Annotated in this window: 19 protein-coding genes; 14 read left to right on the plus strand and 5 right to left on the minus strand. The window is 67.7% G+C overall.

Features of this window, described 5'->3' with window-relative positions; translation table 11 throughout:
- Positions 1 to 50 precede the first annotated feature (50 nt).
- Genes E5790_RS15435 through recO form a run of 4 tightly spaced genes read left to right on the plus strand, consistent with a single transcriptional unit; the run spans position 51 to position 2735 of the window.
- Positions 51 to 434 (plus strand): DUF4845 domain-containing protein, encoded by a 384-nt coding sequence (locus E5790_RS15435; RefSeq protein WP_014647998.1) that lies wholly within the window; start codon positions 51 to 53, stop codon positions 432 to 434.
- Positions 424 to 1104 (plus strand): ribonuclease III, encoded by a 681-nt coding sequence (rnc, locus tag E5790_RS15440; protein WP_046431951.1) that lies wholly within the window; start codon positions 424 to 426, stop codon positions 1102 to 1104. The genes E5790_RS15435 and rnc overlap by 11 nt, the downstream gene beginning before the upstream one ends.
- On the plus strand, positions 1101 to 1997 hold the full coding sequence (era, locus tag E5790_RS15445) for a GTPase Era (protein WP_005410599.1): 897 nt from the start codon (positions 1101 to 1103) through the stop codon (positions 1995 to 1997). The genes rnc and era overlap by 4 nt, the downstream gene beginning before the upstream one ends.
- A gap of 18 nt (positions 1998 to 2015) precedes the next feature.
- Positions 2016 to 2735, plus strand: coding sequence for a DNA repair protein RecO (gene recO / locus E5790_RS15450; protein ID WP_014647995.1), 720 nt, complete (start codon positions 2016 to 2018; stop codon positions 2733 to 2735).
- Positions 2736 to 3252: 517 nt separating this feature from the next.
- On the opposite strand, the gene E5790_RS15455 is transcribed toward recO, so the two are convergent.
- Entirely contained in the window at positions 3253 to 3981 is a 729-nt protein-coding gene (locus tag E5790_RS15455) for a response regulator (protein ID WP_014647994.1), read from the minus strand.
- A 127-nt stretch (positions 3982 to 4108) separates the two neighbouring features.
- Here E5790_RS15455 and rlmD point away from each other — a divergent pair, with 127 nt between their 5' ends.
- The 9 genes from rlmD (at position 4109) to E5790_RS15500 (ending at position 11463) form a co-directional block, all read left to right on the plus strand.
- Complete coding sequence (gene rlmD, locus E5790_RS15460) at positions 4109 to 5443, plus strand: 23S rRNA (uracil(1939)-C(5))-methyltransferase RlmD (protein ID WP_032959001.1); 1335 nt, start codon at positions 4109 to 4111, stop codon at positions 5441 to 5443.
- Between the two features lie 34 nt (positions 5444 to 5477).
- Positions 5478 to 5963: a CYTH domain-containing protein gene (locus E5790_RS15465; protein ID WP_100450446.1), complete on the plus strand. Its 486-nt coding sequence runs from the start codon at positions 5478 to 5480 to the stop codon at positions 5961 to 5963.
- 115 nt (positions 5964 to 6078) lie between these two features.
- Entirely contained in the window at positions 6079 to 6774 is a 696-nt protein-coding gene (locus E5790_RS15470) for a DsbA family oxidoreductase (RefSeq protein ID WP_014647991.1), read from the plus strand.
- A 159-nt stretch (positions 6775 to 6933) separates the two neighbouring features.
- Positions 6934 to 7941: a beta-N-acetylhexosaminidase gene (gene nagZ / locus E5790_RS15475; protein WP_014647990.1), complete on the plus strand. Its 1008-nt coding sequence runs from the start codon at positions 6934 to 6936 to the stop codon at positions 7939 to 7941.
- Entirely contained in the window at positions 7941 to 8495 is a 555-nt protein-coding gene (locus E5790_RS15480; RefSeq protein ID WP_014038078.1) for a hypoxanthine-guanine phosphoribosyltransferase, read from the plus strand. The genes nagZ and E5790_RS15480 overlap by 1 nt, the downstream gene beginning before the upstream one ends.
- 82 nt (positions 8496 to 8577) lie before the next feature.
- On the plus strand, positions 8578 to 9324 hold the full coding sequence (locus tag E5790_RS15485) for an S-methyl-5'-thioinosine phosphorylase (protein ID WP_111206836.1): 747 nt from the start codon (positions 8578 to 8580) through the stop codon (positions 9322 to 9324).
- An 88-nt stretch (positions 9325 to 9412) separates the two neighbouring features.
- On the plus strand, positions 9413 to 9619 hold the full coding sequence (locus E5790_RS15490) for a cold-shock protein (protein ID WP_005410590.1): 207 nt from the start codon (positions 9413 to 9415) through the stop codon (positions 9617 to 9619).
- 125 nt (positions 9620 to 9744) lie between these two features.
- The gene (locus E5790_RS15495; protein ID WP_111206837.1) at positions 9745 to 11013 is read left to right on the plus strand and encodes an NAD(P)/FAD-dependent oxidoreductase; all 1269 of its coding nucleotides are present in this window, start codon (positions 9745 to 9747) and stop codon (positions 11011 to 11013) included.
- 180 nt (positions 11014 to 11193) lie between these two features.
- Positions 11194 to 11463: a hypothetical protein gene (locus E5790_RS15500; protein ID WP_014647988.1), complete on the plus strand. Its 270-nt coding sequence runs from the start codon at positions 11194 to 11196 to the stop codon at positions 11461 to 11463.
- 1 nt (position 11464) lies between these two features.
- On the opposite strand, the gene pdeM is transcribed toward E5790_RS15500, so the two are convergent.
- The 4 genes from pdeM to E5790_RS15520 are packed head-to-tail and all read right to left on the minus strand — an operon-like array spanning position 11465 to position 17154.
- A complete protein-coding gene (gene pdeM / locus E5790_RS15505) occupies positions 11465 to 12106 on the minus strand; it encodes a ligase-associated DNA damage response endonuclease PdeM (protein WP_032959004.1) in 642 nt (213 codons plus the stop codon).
- Positions 12096 to 14555, minus strand: a complete 2460-nt coding sequence (locus tag E5790_RS15510; protein ID WP_111206838.1) for a ligase-associated DNA damage response DEXH box helicase — start codon at positions 14553 to 14555, stop codon at positions 12096 to 12098. Before E5790_RS15510 ends, pdeM begins: the two co-directional genes overlap by 11 nt.
- On the minus strand, positions 14552 to 16159 hold the full coding sequence (locus E5790_RS15515; RefSeq protein ID WP_014647985.1) for an ATP-dependent DNA ligase: 1608 nt from the start codon (positions 16157 to 16159) through the stop codon (positions 14552 to 14554). The genes E5790_RS15510 and E5790_RS15515 overlap by 4 nt, the downstream gene beginning before the upstream one ends.
- On the minus strand, positions 16156 to 17154 hold the full coding sequence (locus E5790_RS15520; RefSeq protein ID WP_046431930.1) for a ligase-associated DNA damage response exonuclease: 999 nt from the start codon (positions 17152 to 17154) through the stop codon (positions 16156 to 16158). Before E5790_RS15520 ends, E5790_RS15515 begins: the two co-directional genes overlap by 4 nt.
- 113 nt (positions 17155 to 17267) lie before the next feature.
- On the opposite strand from E5790_RS15520, the gene E5790_RS15525 reads away from it, so the two are divergent.
- Positions 17268 to 18905, plus strand: coding sequence for an acyl-CoA dehydrogenase family protein (locus E5790_RS15525; RefSeq protein ID WP_046431928.1), 1638 nt, complete (start codon positions 17268 to 17270; stop codon positions 18903 to 18905).
- The last annotated feature ends 66 nt before the right edge of the window (positions 18906 to 18971 follow it).

An 18971-nucleotide genomic window follows, 5' to 3' on the forward strand; every position in this document is an offset into this window, starting at 1 on the left:
GGGCATCAACCGAGTATTTTCACATCCAACGCGTATCTGGGGAGAACGCAATGAAGACGATGAACACGCAGCGTGGCATGACCCTGACCTCGTTCCTGGCGGTCCTGATCGTGGTCGGTTTCTTCCTTTACATCGGCATGAAGCTGTTCCCGATGTACCAGGAGTATTACGCGGTGCGCTCGGCGATGAAGAGCCTGGCCAACGAGCCGGGTGTGGGCAGCATGGAACCGGCCCGGATCCAGGATCTGTTCTTCAAGCGGCTGTACATCAACTACTCGGAAAACGTGAAGCCGGCCAACGTGAAGTTCGACCGCCGCGACAATGGCTGGACCCTCAAGGTCAACTACGAAGTGCGCCGTCCGCTGGTCGGCAACCTGGACGTGGTTGGCAAATTCGATTCATCCCAGGACCTGACCCGAAGCGGTGCCGAATAAACCTTTCCAACGTGGTGACCTGATCGGTCATCCCTTCCGCGACCCGGCGCTGCTGAAGCAGGCGCTGACGCATCGCAGTGCCGGTGCGCCACACAACGAGCGCCTGGAGTTCCTGGGCGACAGCATCGTCAACATGATGGCGGCCGAGGCGTTGTACCAGCGCTGGCCCAAGGCTGACGAAGGCGCGATGACCCGTGCCCGCGCCGAGCTGGTGCGTGAAGGCGCGCTGGCGGTGATCGGGCGCACCCTGGAACTGGGCGATCGACTGATCCTGGGTCCGGGAGAAATGAAGTCCGGCGGCCACCGTCGTGATTCGATCCTGGCCGACGCGGTGGAAGCCGTGGTGGCTGCGATCTACCTGGATGCCGGCTTCGAGGCCTGCCGGGCGGTGGTACTGCCCTGGTTCAGCGCTTCGATCGAGGCACTGCCGGCCTCCGGCCGGCCCGAGAAGGACCCCAAGACCCGCCTGCAGGAATGGCTGCAGGCCCGACAGAAGGCGTTGCCGCAGTATGAACTGGTGTCAGAATCCGGTGACGACCACGCCAAGCACTTCCGGGTACGCTGCAACGTAGCCGACCCGGCCGCCAGCACCGAGGGCGAAGGCGCCTCGCGGCGGCTTGCCGAACAACAGGCGGCTGCGGCCGTCCTAGAACAACTGGATTCCAAGTGAGCGAACAAACTCCCCATCATTGCGGCAGCGTGGCCGTCATCGGCCGCCCGAACGTGGGCAAGTCGACCCTGACCAATGCCCTGGTCGGCGCCAAGGTCAGCATCGTCTCCAACCGTCCGCAGACCACGCGCCATCGCCTGCTGGGCATCGCCACCTATCCGGAAGGCCAGCTGGTGCTGGTCGACACCCCCGGCCTGCACAAGGTGCAGAAGCGGGCGATGAACCGGGTGATGAACCGCGCCGCGCGTGGCTCGCTGGAAGGCGTCGATGCCGGCCTGCTGGTGATCGAAGCCGGTCGCTGGGATGAAGAGGACAGCCTGGCGTTCAACGTGCTGCGCGACGCCGGCATCCCGGTGGTGCTGGTGGTCAACAAGATCGATCGCCTGAAGGAAAAGGGCGCGCTGCTGCCGTTCCTGCAGCAGGTGACCGAAGGTCGTGATTTCGCCGCCGTGCACCCGATCTCGGCGCAGAAGCGCAACGGCCTGGAAGCGCTGGTGCGCGACGTGCTGAAGCTGCTGCCGGAAGCCCCGCCGATGTTCGGCGAGGACGAGATCACCGATCGCAGCCAGCGTTTCCTGGCCGGTGAACTGGTGCGCGAGCAGTTGATGCGCCAGCTCGGCGAGGAACTGCCGTACGCAACCACCGTCGAGATCGAGCGCTTCACCGAGGATGGCAACCTGCTGCGCATCGGTGCGGTGATCTGGGTCGAGCGCGAGGGGCAGAAGGCCATCGTGATCGGCAAGGGCGGCGCCCGCCTGAAGGAGATCGGCGCCAAGTCCCGCCTGCAGATGGAGCGTCTGTTCGGGGCCAAGGTGTTCCTGGAAACCTGGGTGCGCGTGCGTGAAGGCTGGTCCGACGACGAGGCCGCGCTGAAGGCCTTCGGCTACGAATAAGCCGCGACGGTCGCTTCGATGATGATCGAGGACGACACCGGCTTCGTGCTGCACGCACGGGCCTACCGCGAGACCAGCCTGCTGGTCGAAGTGTTGAGCGCGCAGCATGGCCGTATCGGCCTGCTGGCGCGTGGCGTTTCCACCGCCAAGGGCCAGGTGCTGCGCGCCGCCCTGCAGCCGTTGCAGTGGATCCGCTTCAGTGCCCAGCAGCGGGGTGAACTGGCCCAGCTGCGGGGTGCCGAGGCGCTGGATGCCGCGCCACGCCTGGTCGGCCAGGCGATGTTGGCCGGCTTCTACCTGAGTGAACTGACCCTGCGCCTGGCCCCGCGCCAGGACCCGCTGCCGGAGCTGTACCTTGCCTACGGTGAGGCACGCGCGCGGCTGGCGGTCGGTGCCGGCCTGGCCTGGACCCTGCGCCGTTTCGAGCGCGAACTGCTGTCCGCGCTGGGCCTGGGTTTCGAGCTGGACAGTGCCAGTGATGGCCAGCCGATCGACCCGGCGGCGCGCTACGAGCTGGACCCGCAGGAAGGGGCGCAGCGCCTGCTGAGCGAGCGTGGCGGGGAGCGCCGGGCGGCGGCCACTGGCTCGGCGCTGCTGGCCCTTGCGGCCGACGAAGAACCGGATGCCGCCGATCTGGCCAGCCTGCGCCTGCCGATGCGGCGGGTGCTGGCCCATCACCTGGGCGCGCGCGGGCTGAAGTCCTGGGAAATGCTCGAGCAGCTTGCGCCGCGCAGGTAGGGGGGGCGGCAGGGCTTGCAGCCCTGCACCTGCCGAATCAACGTCAACGGCAAAAGCTGGCTATCCGTGGGTAGGCGGGGTGGGTCCGGTTGCGGGAGACGCCGTAAACCCGTCCCTGGGGGCTTGGCCGCGGCATCCATGCCGCGGACACTCCCGCAACCGGACCCACCCCGCCTTCGACAGTGTTCCGCGAACTGTCGGAACGGCGTGGGGTCGGATCCGTTTTCCGCAGGAAAACGGATCCGACCCCAGATTGATTTCGATATCTGACAGAAATTCATCCACGCATGGCGTGGATCTACCCGATCGCGGAAAACTGTAAGAGGTGGGGCGGTATCGGAGGGCGGGGTGTCAGCCGCATGGATGCGGCTGCCAAGCCCCCAAGGACGGGTTTACGGCGTCCCCGCCCTCCGATACCGCACCGCCAACCCACGGAATGCATGCCGTTGCTGTTGCTGTTGCCTTGGCTTGGCTTGAAGCCTCTGCGGGTGCAGGGCGCAGCCTTGCCGAAAAACCCTCAATGCAGCAGGGCAGCTACCGCGGCGCGGAACCCGTCCTGGGCCTGCCCGGACTCGGGTGCATGATGCAGCTGGCGCACCGCCCGGCCCAACCGTGCCGCCCCCACGAAGCCACAGCTCGCCTGCAACCGGTGCAGCTGGCTGCGCAGCTGGCGCTCGTCGTGCTGGTCCACCGCCTGCTCGACCGCGTCGCGCACACCGGGCAACTCGGCCAGGAACAGCTCGCGCAGTGCGATCAGGTGGTTGCGCTGGCCATTGAGCGCGGCCAATGCCGCAGTCTCGTCCCAGTCCTGAACGGCCAGCTCGACCGCGGCCGGGGCCTGTGCCACGAAGATTCCCGCCGGGCTGTTGACCAGCGCACGGCGCACGGCCTTCAGCAGCTGGTCGCGGCCCAGCGGCTTGACCAGGGTGTCGCTGAAACCGGCTTCGCGCAGGCGGGCGTGGATGGAGGTATCGCCGTCGGCCGTATGTGCCAGCGCCGGTGTGTCGGGATGTGAGCGGCGTAGCTCACGCAGCAGTTGCGCGCCATTGCCATCCGGCAGGTTGACGTCGATCAGCCACAGATCATGCGCGCCGGGTTCGGCACTGGCCAGGGCACTGGCCAGCGAATCTGCGGTATCCACATCCGCCGGTAACGTTTCCAACGCCGCCTTGAAAAAACCGCGGCTGATGATGTCGTCCTCGACAAGCAGGAAGCGGGGCCGTGCGGCCCGCGGGGTCATCTGCATCAGGGCTGCCTCCATGTCAGCTGGCCCAATCATCAAGCACGACGGCCACGGGCGCAAGCGGGTCCAGGCCCCGTCGGTCAGGATCTGCGACAATACGCCCCCATTTTTGCCCGCAGCCTGTTGCCACGTGGCCCGATCCCGTTCCCGCACTGACCGTACCCCATTCCAGACCGAGATCCTCGACCTCAGCCATGATGGTCGCGGTGTCGCCCGCCGTGAAGGCGAGGGCGGCAAGGTCACCTTCGTCAGCGGCGCGCTGCCCGGCGAGGTGGTGATGGCTGAGCAGACTGCCCGCAGCCGCCATTTCGACGAGGCGCGCACCCTGGAGGTGCTGCAGGCCTCGCCGCAGCGGGTGACCCCCAAGTGCCCTCATTTCGGCACCTGCGCCGGCTGCGTGCTGCAGCACCTGGACGAAGACCAGCAGATCGTGGCCAAGCAGCGCGTGCTGATGGACAACCTGGAGCGGATCGGCCATGTGAAGCCGGGCACCGTGCTCGCGCCGCTGGTCGGCGAGAGCTGGGGCTACCGCCGCAAGGGCCGCTTCTCGGTGCGCCGGGTCGAAAAGAAGGACAAGACCCTGGTCGGCTTCCGTGAACAGGATCCGCGCTTCGTCGCCGACCTCAGCCAGTGCCTGACCGTGATCCCCGAGATCGGCACCAAGGTCGAGGCGCTGTCCACCTTCATCGAGTCACTCGATGGCAAGCGTGACATCCCGCAGATCGAATTCATCGCCGGTGACCAGGCCGTGGTCCTGACCGTTCGCCATCTGCAGCCGCTCAGCGATGCCGACCGCGCGGCCTGGGCGGCTTTCGGCCAGCAGCATGGCTTCGTGATCTACCTGCAGTCCGGCGGCGTGGATACCGTGCAGCCGCTGGACGGGCAGGGTGTGCCGCTGTCGTTCCGTCTGGCGCCGTGGGATGTCGAGCTGGCGTTCCGCCCGCTGGACTTCATCCAGGTCAATGCCAAGCTCAACGAGAAGATGATCGCCCACGCCCTGGACCTGCTGGAACCGGGTGAGGACGAGCGTGTACTGGACCTGTTCTGCGGCCTGGGCAACTTCACCCTGCCGCTGGCGCGCCGCGTGCGCGAGGTGGTTGGCGTGGAAGGCGATGCCGGCCTGGTGGCGCGTGCGCGTGAGAACGCCGAGCGCAACGGCCTGGCCAACGCGCAGTTCTTCAGCGCCGACCTGACCCAGGACCAGCGCAGCACCCCGTGGATGCGCCAGGGCTTTGACAAGCTGCTGCTGGACCCGCCGCGCTCGGGTGCGATCGAAGTGCTGCAGCAGCTGCCGCTGAAGCAGTTCAAGCGCATTGTCTACGTCAGCTGCCACCCGGGCTCGCTGGCGCGCGATGCCGGCTATCTGGTCAACGAACAGGGCTTCACCCTGGTCAGCGCCGGTGCCATGGACATGTTCCCGCATACCGCGCACGTGGAAAGCATCGCGGTGTTCGAGAAGCGCTGACAGGTTGTCATCACCCATCGCGCATAATGGCGCGATGGGCATCGAAATCGAACGCAAATTCCTCGTCAGCAGTGATGGCTGGCGCACCGCCGCGCATCGGGTGATCCCGATGGCGCAGGGCTACATCAACGACATGGGCGCGCTCGACCGCGGCACCCAGAACGCCTCGGTGCGCGTGCGCATCGAAGGCGACCACGCCGCGCTGAACCTGAAGTCGCGCACCATCGGCCATACCCGCCAGGAGTTCGACTACCCGATCCCGGTGGAGGATGCGCGCGCCCTGTTGGCGCTGTGCGTCGGTGGCCTGATCGACAAGCGCCGCCACCTGGTCGAACACGCCGGCCTGACCTGGGAGGTGGACGAGTTCCTCGGCGACAACGCCGGCCTGGTCGTGGCCGAAGTCGAGCTGGACAGCGCCGACCAGGCGATCGAACTGCCGGACTGGGTGGGTGCCGAAGTCACCGACGACGCGCGCTACTACAACGTCGCACTGGCCAGTCACCCCTATTCACAGTGGTGAAGCCCCCAAAAAAGGGGACGGAGGGGATTAAGTCGTCTTTACCCCAGCTGTGCTGGAAACGACTTAATCCCCTCCGTCCCCTTTTTTCGAGGGAGGCGGGCCCCATGTGGTGGGGATGAGAATCGACATCTACTCCGACGTGGTCTGCCCCTGGTGCTGGATTGGCAAGCATCGCTTCCAGCAGGGTGTGCAGTTGCTCGGCGCCAATGCGCCTGAACTCGATATCCACTGGCAGCCGTTCCAGCTGGACCCGGACGCGGACGCCACCCCGGTGCCGCTGCGCGAGGCCTATGTGCGCAAGTTCGGTGGCGTCGAGCGCACCGAGCAGATCCTCGGCCAGACCCAGACCACCGCGCGGGCCGAGGGCCTGCCGATGGATTTCAGCCAGGGCCAGGTGCGGGTGACCACGCTGCCGGCCCATCGGGTGTTGTGGCTGGCCGGCCAGCACGGCGTGCAGGATGCGGTCGGCGAAGCACTTTTCCGTGCCCACTTCGAGCATGGCCAGAATCTGGCCGATACTGCAGTGCTGGTGAAGGCCGGCGTGGCTGGCGGCCTGGACGGTGCTGAAATCGCGCAGATGCTGGGCTCCGACCGCGGCCTGGCCGAGGTCGAAGCCAGGCTGGCGCAGGCCCATGCACTGGGCATTTCCTCGGTGCCGACTTTCGTCATCGATGGGAAGTGGGCCATTTCCGGGGCCCAGCCGCCAGAGGCCTTCGCCAACGCCCTTCGCCAGATCGCAGCCGAACAGGGCGCCCCGGCAGCTTCGGCTGACGGCGACGAGGCCTGCGGCCCGGACGGCTGCAAGGTCTGAGCAGACCGGGGGCAGCCCCCCGCGGGAATCCGACCCCGGGGTCAGATCCCCGCAGGGGCTCTGACCCCACACTCCCCTTCGTCTGACCCCTGCGCCTGTCGGCCGGTTCTGCGACAATGCGGCACTGCGCCATGCGGGCGCGCGTTGTGGAGATCGACCATGCTGCTGATCGGCGTTGCCGGCACCGAACTGACCGCCCAGGAACGTGACTGGCTGCAGCACGACGCCGTGGCCGGGGTGGTGCTGTTCAAGCGCAACTTCGCCTCGCGCCAGCAGGTGACCGATCTGAGTGCGGCGATCCGTGCCGCCGCCCCGCGCCCGCAGCTGATCTGCGTGGACCAGGAAGGCGGCCGTGTGCAGCGTTTCCGCGAGGGCTACAGCGCGCTGCCGCCGCTGCAGGACATCGGCGCGCTGTACGCCGCCGACCCGCAGCAGGCGCTGGCCCTGGCCGAGCAGCATGCCTGGCTGATGGCCAGCGAAGTACGTGCCAGCGGCCTCGACCTGAGTTTCGCGCCGGTGGTCGACCTTGGCCGCGGCAACCGCGCCATCGGCAACCGTGCCTTCAGTGAAGACCCGCAGGTGGTGGCCGCGTTCACCGCCGCCTATGTGCGCGGCATGCATGCGGTCGGCATGGCCGCCACGCTCAAGCATTTCCCCGGCCACGGCACCGTGCTGGAAGACACCCACGTCGATACCGCGATCGACCCGCGCGCGCTGGACGAACTGCGCGCCCAGGACCTGGTGCCGTTCCAGGCCGGCATCGCCGCCGGTGCCGATGCGGTGATGATGGCGCACGTGATCTATCCGCAGGTGGCGCCGGAGCCGGCCGGCTATTCCCCGCGCTGGATCCAGGACATCCTGCGTGGCGAGCTCGGCTTCCGTGGCGTGGTGTTCTCCGATGACATCGGCATGGCCGCCTCGCACAGTGCCGGTGGCGTGCCGGCACGCGTGCACGCGCACCTGGATGCCGGCTGCGACGTGGTGCTGGTCTGCCACCCGGAACTGGTCGATGAAGCCCTGCACGCGGTGCAGGGACGCTCCCTCAATACTGCTGCGCTGCTGGGCCTGCTTGGCCGCGGCGCGCTCGGCTGGGACGGCCTGCTGGCCGACGCCCGCCATGGCGACACCCAATCCCGTCTGCTTGAAACCCTTGGAAGAACCGTCTGATGCCCAACCTCACCATTTCCCAGGCCCTGGCCCAGGCTGACCTGCTGGTCGACCGCCCCACCATCGACAAGGCCATCGCTGGTATCGCCGACGCCATCGCGCGCGATTACAAGGGCGAGGTGCCGCTGTTCCTGTCCATCATGCATGGTGCGCTGCCGTTCGCCGGCCAGCTGGCGCTGGAACTGGGCGCGCGCGGCCAGGACGTGCAGTTCGATTACCTGCACGCGACCCGCTACCGCGGTGAAACCACCGGCGGAGACCTGGTCTGGAAGCACAAGCCGGCCACCTCGCTGTTCGGCCGCCGCGTGCTGCTGATCGACGACATCCTCGACGAGGGCTACACCCTGCAGGGCGTCCGCACCTGGTGCCTGGAGCAGGGCGCGACCGACGTGCGCATCGCCGCGATGACCGTGAAGAAGCACGACCGCGCACTGCCGGACGTGACCGCCGACTACGCCGGCATCGAGCTGCCGGACCGCTACGTGTTCGGCTTCGGCATGGACGTCAACGAGACCCTGCGCTGCGTGCCGGCGATCTACGCAATGAAGGAGTAACGGCGCAGCTGCCTGCGGCGCGTCTTCTTCCACCGCCGGCATCCTCGGGTGCCGGCGTTCGTCTTTCCATGGAGTGCTTTGAATGCAACAGATCGCCCTGGCCGTGATCGGCGGTACCGGTGTCTACAACCTGGCCAAGCTCGACGACGTGCAGACCCACGAGGTCGACACCCGCTTTGGCCGCCCGTCCGGCCCGGTGCGCGTGGGCACGCTGCTCGGCCATCGCGTGGCGTTCCTGGCGCGGCATGGCGAGGGGCACTCACTGCCGCCGCACAAGATCAACTACCGCGCCAACCTGGCCGCACTGCAGCAGCTGGGCGCGCAGCGCGTGCTGGCATTGAACACGGTGGGTGGCATCACCGAAGACTTCGGCCCGCGCGTGTTGGCCTGCCCGGACCAGATCATCGACTACACCTGGGGCCGCATCAGCACGATCTGTGAAGAAGAAGGCACCGACGTGGTCCACGTCGATTTCGGCCACCCCTATACGCCGATGCTGCGCAGCAAGATCCTGGCGGCAGCGAAAGTGACCGGCGTCACGGTCCATGACGGTGGCTGCTACGGCGCGACGCAGGGCCCGCGCCTGGAGACCATCGCCGAGATCGCCCGCATGCGCCATGACGGCTGCGACCTGGTAGGCATGACCGGCATGCCGGAGGCCGCGCTGGCACGCGAGCTGGGGCTGGATTACGCCTGCCTGGCAATCATCGCCAACTGGGCCGCCGGCTGCGGTGATGGCGAGGAGATTACGATGGCCGAAGTACTGGCGAACGTGCAGGCGGCCAGCAACGGACTTCCGGAACTGGTGGGCGAATTGGCGCGGGGGTGATTGTCTTCCCCGAGCAAGCTTTGCATACTCAGCTTGTGCGCGGGTTCAGCGTACACCACCCATTCATTGCATAAGGTCTCGCATCACCATGCCGAACGGTACCGTCAAGTGGTTCAACGACGCCAAGGGATTTGGCTTCATCTCGCCGGAGGATGGCAGCGCCGACGTGTTCGCGCACTTCTCCGCCATCAACTCCAAGGGCTTCCGCAGCCTGCAGGAAGGCCAGCGTGTCACCTATGACGTGACCCAGGGCCCGAAGGGTGCCCAGGCTTCGAACATCACGCCGGCCGAGTGATCCACTCGACAGTGCGTTGAAAACCCCGCTTCGGCGGGGTTTTTTTTGCGTCGCGACGGGCATTGCGGCGCTGTGGACAGGGTTCCAGGTGGCCATCCGGATTTGCGCTCGGGCACAATGCGCCGATGAAGGAACGACTGCGCATCGCCGTGATCGGCTACGGCACCGCTGGACAGGCATTGTCCATCCTGCTCTCTCGTGATGGCCACGAGGTGGAGATCTTCGAACGCGTGCCCTCGCCGGGGCCGGTTGGCGCCGGCTTCCTGCTGCAGCCCAGCGGCCTGCAGGTGCTGTGGCAGATGGGCCTGCTTGATGCCGTGCGCGCGCATGCGGCGCCGGTGCACCGTCTTTATGGCGATACACCGTGCGAGCGCACGGTGATGGACATGCGCTATGACGGCCTGGACGCGCGCCTGCACGGCCTCGGCATGCAGCGTGGGGCGCTGTTCTCGCTGCTGGACGGGGCGCGTGCGGGTGCGGGCCAGCTGCATGCCGGCGTCACCATCGCCGCAGTGGATGCCGCACAGGGCCGCCTGCATGACAGTGAGGGCCGCATGCATGGGCCGTTCGACCTGGTGGTGGCCGCCGATGGTGCGGCTTCGACGCTGCGCGGCTCGATCGAAGGCGGCACCGGGCTGGACCGCGTGTATCCCTGGGGCGCACTGTGGTGCCTGCTGCCGGCCGAGGACTGGCCGCACCTGCAGGAGCTGCGGCAGCGCTACGTGGCCGCGCGCAAGATGATCGGGCTGCTGCCGGTCGGTACGCGGCCAGGTGATGACACGCCGCGCCTGAGCTTCTTCTGGAGCCTGCCACGCGCCGACTTCGAACGATGGCAGGCCGATGGCATGACGCCCTGGCTGGACGAGCTGCACGCGCTGTGGCCGCAGGCCAGCGCGCGCTTTGCGCATCTGCATGATGCCGGCCAGCTGGCGCGCGCGGTCTACCGTGACGCCGTGATGACGCGCTGGCATTGCGGCCGCATGGTGCTGGCCGGCGATGCCGCACATGCGATGAGCCCGCAGCTGGGGCAGGGCGTGAACATGGCGCTGCTCGATGCGCTGGCATTGCGCGATGCCGTGCGCGCACATGGCGGGGGAGGCGCTGCATTGCAGGCCTACCAGGCGCAGCGCAGGGCGCACGTTGCGGTCTACCAGCGCTGGAGCCGTTGGCTGACGCCGCTGTTCCAGTCTGATCGCGATGCCTGGGCAAAGGCGCGCGACGTGCTGCTCGGGCCGATGGGGCGCCTGCCGGGTGGGCGTGGCCACATGCTGCGCGTGCTCAGCGGTACCCAGCATGGCTGGTTCGGTTCGCTTGCGCTGGATCCGGCATTTGTCGACGCGTTGGCTGCAAGGGCGCAGATGCCTGGCATCAGCGCGATCACTGCGAATGCGTGAAGCGCGCTGTCACGCGAATTAACGGTTGCCTCACCGTGTATATGCGAGAAGTAGGTTGCACGCGATTGCGCGTCGCCCGTTTTCCTTTCCGTGATTGACATCGCGCGTGGCCCGGGCGGCGCTGCCGTTGCGGCCTGTCGCGGCCCGGACGTGCCGCCTGTTGTTGAAGAGGAGGACGCCATGTGGTTCGCGGTCGAGGAGCTGGAATCGGAAATCTGCAAGCTGCGCGGACTGTTGCAGATGCTGCACGAGGACCAGCCCGACGTACTGGAGGACGTGTTCGAATTCCATGTGGGCAGCTTGATCAGTCATGCATCGCCGGAGCACCACGGACGCATCCGCGCCTGCGCACAGGAGATGCTGGCGGCAATCCAGGCCTTGCCGCGGCGACGTGAAGTTGACACGCCTGAGTTCCAGTTGATGCCGCAGCTGGACATTCGTCCGGCCTGATTCAAGCCACTGGCAGTTCCACCAGGCCGTTTTCCACGCAGGCGATCATCTGTTCGCCGCTGGCGGGAGCAGGCACGATTCCGGCGGTGAACGCGGAAAAGGCCGGCAGGACCGTCATCCGCTCGCGCAGCCAGAAGGCCGGGAAGCGCCGGCGCAATGCGGGCAGTGCGACCTGCGGATGCAGGTGGCCTGCGACCACGTGCCACGCCGGGTCTGCGCACGGTTCATGGCGCAGCAGGAACGGCGCCAGCCGCACCTCCTCGTGGATCTGCACCTGCAGCTGGGCATGCGGTAGCTGCCGGTCATGATTTCCGCGCAGGACATGCACGTCCAGTGCGGTGTTGCGTTCGCGCCAGCCGAGCCATTGCTGGTACCAGGCGGCGCGATGCGCCGGCCCATGCAGGATGTCGCCCAGGATCCACAGCTCGCGGCAGGCATGCCTGTCCAGCAGACCCTGCAGGCGTTGCAGGTCTTCGCCGGTTCCGCCGCTGGGCAGCGCGATGCCGGCGCGGCGGAACACATCGGCCTTGCCCAGGTGCAGGTCCGCGATCAGCAGCGCCTGCCGCGCCGGCCAGTAGAGTGCGCGTGCGCCCGCCAGGGTCACCGGTTCGCCGGCAAGCAGCAGCGGTATTTCATCGGCCATGGCGACGTTCCAGCTGCTGGGCCGCGCGTTGCACGCGGGTACGCCAGTCCTCGTTGCTGAACTGCCCGCGCAGGCGTTCGGCCCACAGTGGAAAGCCCAGGGGCGTCAGCGATGCAGGGCGCTGCATCGACATGCGTCGCGCGCCGATCCGGACCAGCACCTGGCGCAGCCCCGGCAGGTCGAGGCTGTCATGCAGCACTTCGCGTTCGGCGAGCGCCAGCAGCAGGTGCTCGGGGTCATGCTCGCGCAATACGTCATACAGCAGGCCCGCCGAGGCCTGCAGTTGGCGCAGCGATCGCGGCATGCCCCCCGGCAGGCTGGGTACCAGCAGGCCTGCGACGCGCGCGATGCCACGGAACTGGCGCCGCGCAAGCTCGCCCAGGTTCACCGCCGCACGCAGATCGTCCAGCAGCTGATCGGTGGTGAACAACGCATGCCATTGCGCCGCGTCCAGGTCGATCGCCTGCGCCGGTGCCAGCACCAGGCCGTGATCATTCACGGCATAGCCGATGCTGTTGCGTTGCTGGCGGGTGCAGCGCAGTGCCAACAGGGCGGCCAGCGCCTCGTGCACGTGGCGTCCGGCGAAGGGATAGACGAAGAGGAACTGGCCTTCGCGGCGGCGTACGTCTTCCAGCAGCACGTGGTCCGAGCCGGGAAGCGCCGACACCTGCTGCTGAAGTGCCAGCAGCGGTGCCAGCCAGCGCGCTTCCGCACTGTCGTCGGCGCCTGACAGCACCGACTCCAGTTCGCTGCCGAGTGCCATCGACAGCGGCAGCTGGCCTCCCTGCCAGCGGGGCACGACACCTTCACCGCGCCCTCGTGCCAGCCGCACGAAGGCGGTCATGTCGCGCAGCTGCACCAGCTCCAGCAGGCGCCCGGCGAACTGGAAGCGGTCTCCGCGGCGCAGGCGGCTGGCGAACTGTTCCTCCACGGCGCCGAGGCCGGCCCCGCGCAGGAACTGCACGCGCACGCTGCCATCGCTGCTGATGGTGCCGATCGACAGCCGGTGGCGTAGTGCCTGGCGCCGGTCGTGCATCCGGTAGCGGCCATCGGCGTCCTGCACGACCTTGTGGAAGTCAGGGTACTGGGCCAGGGCCTGGCCTCCCTGCACGATGAAAGTCAGCACGGCCTGCCACTGGTCCTCGGCCAGGGATGCGAACGCATGGGTGCGCCGGACCTGCGCCAGCAGCGCATCACCGTGGAAGCCACCGGCCAGGGCACGGCTGACCGCATGCTGGGCCAGAACGTCCAGCGACAGCATCGGTGGCCTGCGTGCTTCGACCACGCCTTCGGCCAGTGCGCGACGCACGGCTGCGTACTCGGCCAGTTCCAGCGCATGGCTCGGCACGCAGAGGATCGCGCCACTGGCACCGGGACGATGGCGCGCACGTCCGGCGCGCTGGCGCAGGCGGGCGACACCCTTCGGGCTGCCCAGCTGCAGTACCTGTTCGACCTCGGGAAAGTCCACGCCGAGGTCGAGGCTGGAGGTGGCGACCACGCAGCGCAGCGTTCCTGCACGCAGCCCGTCCTCCACCTGCTGGCGCAGCGCCGGATCCAGCGAACCGTGGTGCAGCGCGAGCGTGTCGTGTTCCTCGGGCCAAACCGACGCCAGCGCCTGATGCCACAGTTCTGCCTGTGCACGGGTGTTGGTGAAGAGCAGGCTGCTGCGTGCCTGCATCAATGCGTCCAGCACCCGCGGCAGTTGGGCCAGGCCCAGGTGCCCGGCCCAGGGAAAGCGTTCACCGGGTTCGGGCAGCAGGCTGCGCACCGTGGTCGCACGCGGGCGCACGCCCTGCACGATCGGCGCGTCGGGCTGTCCGGGCAGCAGCACGTCGCGCGCCTCATCCAGATTGCCCAGCGTGGCCGACAGCCCCCACAGCTGCAATGCAGGCGCGGCATCGCGCAGCACGGCCAGATTCAACTGCAGCAGGACGCCGCGCTTGTTGCCCAGCAGTTCGTGCCATTCGTCCACCACCACGCAGCGCAGCTGGCGCATGCGCGGCAGCGTATCCGGATAGCTCAACAGCAGCGCCAGCGATTCCGGCGTCGTGACCAGTACGTCGATGCGGCCCTCGCGTGCCTGTCGTCGTTCGCGGTTGCTGGCGTCACCGCTGCGCAGGCCGACACGCCATCCAAGCTGCAACCCATCGACCACGGCCTGCAGCGCACGCGCGGTGTCGCTGGCCAACGCGCGCAAGGGCGTCACCCACAGCACCTGCAGCGGGCGTACCGCACTGGCGCGGCGGGGCGAAGGCGGTGGGTCGATCATGGCCTGCAGCAGCGGTCCCCCGAACATCGCCAGTGTCTTGCCGCTGCCTGTGGGCGTGTGCAGCAACCCGGATCCGCCGGCGAGATAGTGCCGCCACATCGCGCGCTGGAACGGCAACGAGCGCCAGCCTTTCGACGCGAACCAGTCTTCCAGCCGGCGTAGTGCCTGGCTGCGGTTCATCGCGCCAGCGCCTGCAGGGTAGCCAGCTGATCGGCCTCGCTGGCTGGCTTGTCGTGGCGCCAGCGCAGGATGCGTGGAAAGCGTACGGCGATACCGGACTTGTGCCGGCTGCTGCGGTTGACCGCCTCGAAGCCCAGTTCGAAGACGTGTTCGGGGCGTACGCTGCGCACCGGGCCAAAGCGCTCGCGGGTATTGGCGCGGATCCAGCGATCAAGCGCGAGGATCTCCTTGTCATCCAGGCCCGAATAGGCCTTGGCCACCGGTACCAGCGTGTCGCCGTCCCAGACGCCGAAGGTGTAGTCGGTGTACAACGTGCTGCGCCGCCCATGGCCAGCCTGCGCGTACAGGAGCACTGCATCGATGGTGAGCGGATCGACCTTCCATTTCCACCAGTCACCGCGGCGTCGCCCGGCCTGGTAGGGTGAGGCACGACGTTTCAGCATCAGCCCTTCCACGCCACGTTCGCGTGCCACATCGCGCATCGCCGCCGCCTGCGGCCAGTCTTCGGCGGCAACGTCGGGTGAGAGCTGGATCCGTGCATCACCCAGGGCACCGACGACGTCGGCAAGCCGTGCACGCCGTTCCCGCAACGGCAACTCACGCAGGTCCGCGCCATCGTGTTCCAGCAGGTCATAGGCGAGCACGCGCACCGGCGTGTTGCGCAGGGTAGCCGCACCGGGCTTGCGGCGCTGGATGCGGGTCTGCAGCGCGGTGAATGCACGCGGCAGGTCCGTGGCTTCGTCCCAGGCCAGCAGCTCTCCGTCCAGCACGCAGCCATCGGGAAGCGCCATCGCCGCCTGTTCGATTTCGGGGAAGCGACCATCCAGCCGCTCTTCGCCGCGTGACCACAATGCGACCTCGCCGCGCCGGCGCAGCAGCTGCAGGCGGATGCCATCCCACTTCCATTCCAGCAGCCAATCTTCGATGGAGCCGAGGCGTTCGGCAGGATCGCCTTCCAGTGGTGAGGCGAGAAAGAACGGGTAGGGTTGCTGCCGGTCCAGTGGCAGCTCATCCGGCGACAGCAGCTGGCCCAGCAGTGCGGGCGAGGGCACCCACTCGCCAAGCATGCGCTGGGCGATGCGCGCGATGTCCAGCCCGGACCACTCCGCCAGTGCCTGCTGCACCAGCCGCTGCGAGACGCCAACGCGCAGGGCGCCGGTCAGCAGCTTGTTGAACACCAGGCGTTCGCTGCTGCACAGCTGCTGCCAGCCCGCGACGACCGCCGCACGGCGTACCGCTTCGGGCTGGTTGGCCACCGCCAGCAGATGCTGTTCGATCCAATCCGCCAACGCACGGTCGGCGGCGGGCTGGGATGGATCATCCAGCAGCAGGGTCAACGTTTCGGCCAGGTCACCGACCTGCGCATAGCTGTCTTCCACCAGCCATGGCGGCAAGCCGGATTCTTCGGCAATCCAGGCGCGCAGTTCGCCACTGGCGGCGATCTTGCGGCGTGCGCCGCCCACCTTGCCACCGCTGAGCAGGTACAGCGCCCACGCCGCATCGTGCGCGCCTGCCTGGCGGAAGTAATCGATCAATGCCGCACGCTTGTCCAGCGTGGCGGTGCTGCGGTCCAGGCGCTGGTAGAGCGCCGCGAAGGCCTTCATTCCTCGCTCCCGAAATCGGTACGGAAGGCTTCAGCCGCTACGCCGCGCTCGCGCAGGAAGGGAATCAACGCATCGGTATTGCCATGGGTCGCGATCACCCGCTGCGCGCCGGTCTGTTCGATGGTCTGCAGCAGTGCGGGCCAATCGGCGTGATCGGAAATGACGAAGCCACGATCGACGTTGCGGCGACGCCGGTTGCCGCGCAGCTGCATCCAGCCCGAGGCGAAGCCCAGCTGGTAGCGGCCGAAGCGGCGCATCCACGGCGTGCCGGCGGCCGAGGGCGGGGCGAGGATCAACTGGCCGGCGGCATCCGGCTGGCGACCCTGCTCGGCCACCGCCAGCGTCTCCAGCATTGGCACGTTGGCCTGCCGATACACCTCCACACCATTGGCGATGGCACCGTGCAGCCAGGCCGGGCGATCGTCCAGCGGCAGCAGTTCGGCCAGTACCCGCTGCGCCTTGCCCAGTGCATAGCACAGCAGGATGGCAGCTTCGCCGCGCTGTTCGCATTCGCGGCGCCACGCCACGATCTCCGCAGCGACGGTGGGCGTGTCCGGCCAACGATAGATCGGCAGGGCAAAGGTGGCCTCGGTGATGAAGGTATCGCAGGGCACCACTTCGAACGGCGCACAGGTTGGATCAGGCTGGCGCTTGTAGTCGCCGGACGCCACCCAGACCTGCTGCCCGTCGTCGATGCGCACCTGCGAAGACCCCAGTACATGGCCGGCGGGATGCAGCGATACCTGCACCCGGCCCAGGCGGAACGGCACGCCCTCGGCATGCGCCTGCACCGGCACATCGCCCAGGCGCCAGCGCAGGATCGGCAGGCTGCCGTCGCTGCAGTGGTACTCGCCCATGCCCGGGCGTGCGTGATCGCCGTGGCCATGGGTGATAACCGCGCGCGGGACCGGTCGCCAGGGATCGATGTGGAAATCACCGGCGGCGCAGTACAGCCCTTCTGGGCGCAGGACCACCAGATCGTCATTGACTGCCATGCGGTCACTGTGGCCGGCCGCTCGTGCACAGGGTGAGAATCGGCCTGAACACGGGCTTGGCAGGCGATGCGGCACAATCGAACCGCAGATCTCTTGCCGCCAGGACGGACCGGATGAGTGGACCCAGCTTCAGCAGCAATGCGCCCTACGAAACCCATGTGGTGCTGAACCAGCCGCCGTCGTTCGCGGGGCGCCAGTTGTGGACCGATGACGTGGCGCTGATGGAGGCGGTGCAGCGCGAAGGCGCTGGCGGCTTCGCGCCGCGGCTGGCGGTCTATGGTGCGCTGGCGGGTGACGAACTGTACCGGCTCGGCTTCGATGCCAACCGCGATCGGCCGCGCCTGCGCACGCATGATGCGCAGGGCCATCGCATCGATACGGTGGAGTTCCATCCGGCCTATCACCAGTTGATGGGCACAGCGAAATCGCACGGGGTCGCCGGGTTGTCCTGGCACGAGCCGCAACCGGGCGGGCATGTCGCGCGCGCGGTGTTGAGCTACCTGCACCACCAGGCCGAGGCTGGCACCAGTTGCCCGTTGACGATGACCCATGCGGCAGTTGCAGTGCTGCACACGCAGCCGCACCTGGCCGAGTGGGCGCGCAAGGCCGCAGCGCCGGTCTATGACCCGCGCGATGTACCGGTGGCGGACAAGGCCGGCATCACGCTGGGCATGGGCATGACCGAGAAGCAGGGAGGCTCGGATGTGCGTGCCAACAGCACGCGCGCTGAACCGATCGATGGCGAGCGCTATCGCCTGGTCGGTCACAAGTGGTTCTTTTCCGCACCGATGTGCGATGGCTTCCTGGTTCTGGCGCAGGCGCCGGGAGGACTGACCTGCCTGCTGATGCCGCGCCGGCTGGCCGACGGCGACCGCAACGCATTCCGGTTGATGCGCTTGAAGGACAAGCTTGGCGATTGGGCCAATGCCTCCAGCGAAGTCGAGTTCTGCGGGGCACAGGCGTGGCGCGTGGGCGAGGAGGGGCGGGGCGTGGCCACCATCATCGGCATGGTGATGATGACCCGCCTGGACTGCATGCTGGGCGCGGCGGCGGAAATGCGCATGGCGCTGGCGCAGGCGCTGCATCACGCACGTCATCGCCGCACGTTCGGCAAGCTGCTGGTCGAGCACCCGTTGATGACCAATGTGCTGGCCGACCTGGCACTGGAGTCGGAAGCGGCCACAGTGCTGTCGATGCGCATCGCGCGTGCGGTGGACCGGGCCGGCGTGGATGCCAACGAAGCCGCATTGGCGCGTGTGGGGACGGCGCTGGGCAAGTACTGGTTGTGCAAGCGCGCGCCGGCCTTCGTCAATGAAGCACAGGAATGCCTGGGCGGCGCGGGCTATGTGGAGGAATCGATGCTGCCGCGGCTGTACCGGCAGGCACCGTTGAATTCGATCTGGGAAGGAAGCGGCAACATCCAGTGTCTGGACGTGCTGCGCGCGCTGGCGCGCGAACCGGAGGCGCTGGCGGCGCTGCGCGCTGAACTGGCGGCGGTGGCCGATCGTGATGCGCGCTACGCAGCGGCTTTGCAGCGGTGGGCAGCAGCACCGCCACCGGATGAGTCGCAGGCGCGGCTGTTCTGCGAGCGCACAGTGCTGTTGTTGCAGGCCGCGCTGCTGTTGCGTGCGCAAAGTCCGATGGCAGAGGCGTTCGTGCGCAGCCGGCTGCAAGCGGAGCATGGGCTGGTGTTCGGGACCCTGCCGACGGGCGTGGATCTGTCGGCGATGCTGGTGCGCGCGCTGCCGTAGGAGCGCCCACCACGGAATCAACGGAAAAAACGCAAAGCGAAAAGCAGAAAAGCCGCGGCAGTGCCG

The sequence above is a fragment of the Stenotrophomonas sp. PAMC25021 genome, assembly GCF_004795795.1.
Taxonomy (GTDB): Bacteria; Pseudomonadota; Gammaproteobacteria; order Xanthomonadales; family Xanthomonadaceae; genus Stenotrophomonas; species Stenotrophomonas muris.

Excerpts from the sequence above, each read along its gene's own strand:
- E5790_RS15435 (WP_014647998.1), top strand. The coding sequence starts at position 51 with ATGAAGACGATGAACACGCAGCGTGGCATGACCCTGACCTCGTTCCTG.
- recO (WP_014647995.1), top strand. The coding sequence starts at position 2,016 with ATGATGATCGAGGACGACACCGGCTTCGTGCTGCACGCACGGGCCTAC.
- E5790_RS15455 (WP_014647994.1), bottom strand. The coding sequence starts at position 3,981 with ATGCAGATGACCCCGCGGGCCGCACGGCCCCGCTTCCTGCTTGTCGAG.
- E5790_RS15465 (WP_100450446.1), top strand. The coding sequence starts at position 5,478 with ATGGGCATCGAAATCGAACGCAAATTCCTCGTCAGCAGTGATGGCTGG.
- E5790_RS15470 (WP_014647991.1), top strand. The coding sequence starts at position 6,079 with ATGAGAATCGACATCTACTCCGACGTGGTCTGCCCCTGGTGCTGGATT.
- nagZ (WP_014647990.1), top strand. The coding sequence starts at position 6,934 with ATGCTGCTGATCGGCGTTGCCGGCACCGAACTGACCGCCCAGGAACGT.
- E5790_RS15480 (WP_014038078.1), top strand. The coding sequence starts at position 7,941 with ATGCCCAACCTCACCATTTCCCAGGCCCTGGCCCAGGCTGACCTGCTG.
- E5790_RS15485 (WP_111206836.1), top strand. The coding sequence starts at position 8,578 with ATGCAACAGATCGCCCTGGCCGTGATCGGCGGTACCGGTGTCTACAAC.
- E5790_RS15490 (WP_005410590.1), top strand. The coding sequence starts at position 9,413 with ATGCCGAACGGTACCGTCAAGTGGTTCAACGACGCCAAGGGATTTGGC.
- E5790_RS15495 (WP_111206837.1), top strand. The coding sequence starts at position 9,745 with ATGAAGGAACGACTGCGCATCGCCGTGATCGGCTACGGCACCGCTGGA.
- E5790_RS15500 (WP_014647988.1), top strand. The coding sequence starts at position 11,194 with ATGTGGTTCGCGGTCGAGGAGCTGGAATCGGAAATCTGCAAGCTGCGC.
- pdeM (WP_032959004.1), bottom strand. The coding sequence starts at position 12,106 with ATGGCCGATGAAATACCGCTGCTGCTTGCCGGCGAACCGGTGACCCTG.
- E5790_RS15510 (WP_111206838.1), bottom strand. The coding sequence starts at position 14,555 with ATGAACCGCAGCCAGGCACTACGCCGGCTGGAAGACTGGTTCGCGTCG.
- E5790_RS15515 (WP_014647985.1), bottom strand. The coding sequence starts at position 16,159 with ATGAAGGCCTTCGCGGCGCTCTACCAGCGCCTGGACCGCAGCACCGCC.
- E5790_RS15520 (WP_046431930.1), bottom strand. The coding sequence starts at position 17,154 with ATGGCAGTCAATGACGATCTGGTGGTCCTGCGCCCAGAAGGGCTGTAC.
- E5790_RS15525 (WP_046431928.1), top strand. The coding sequence starts at position 17,268 with ATGAGTGGACCCAGCTTCAGCAGCAATGCGCCCTACGAAACCCATGTG.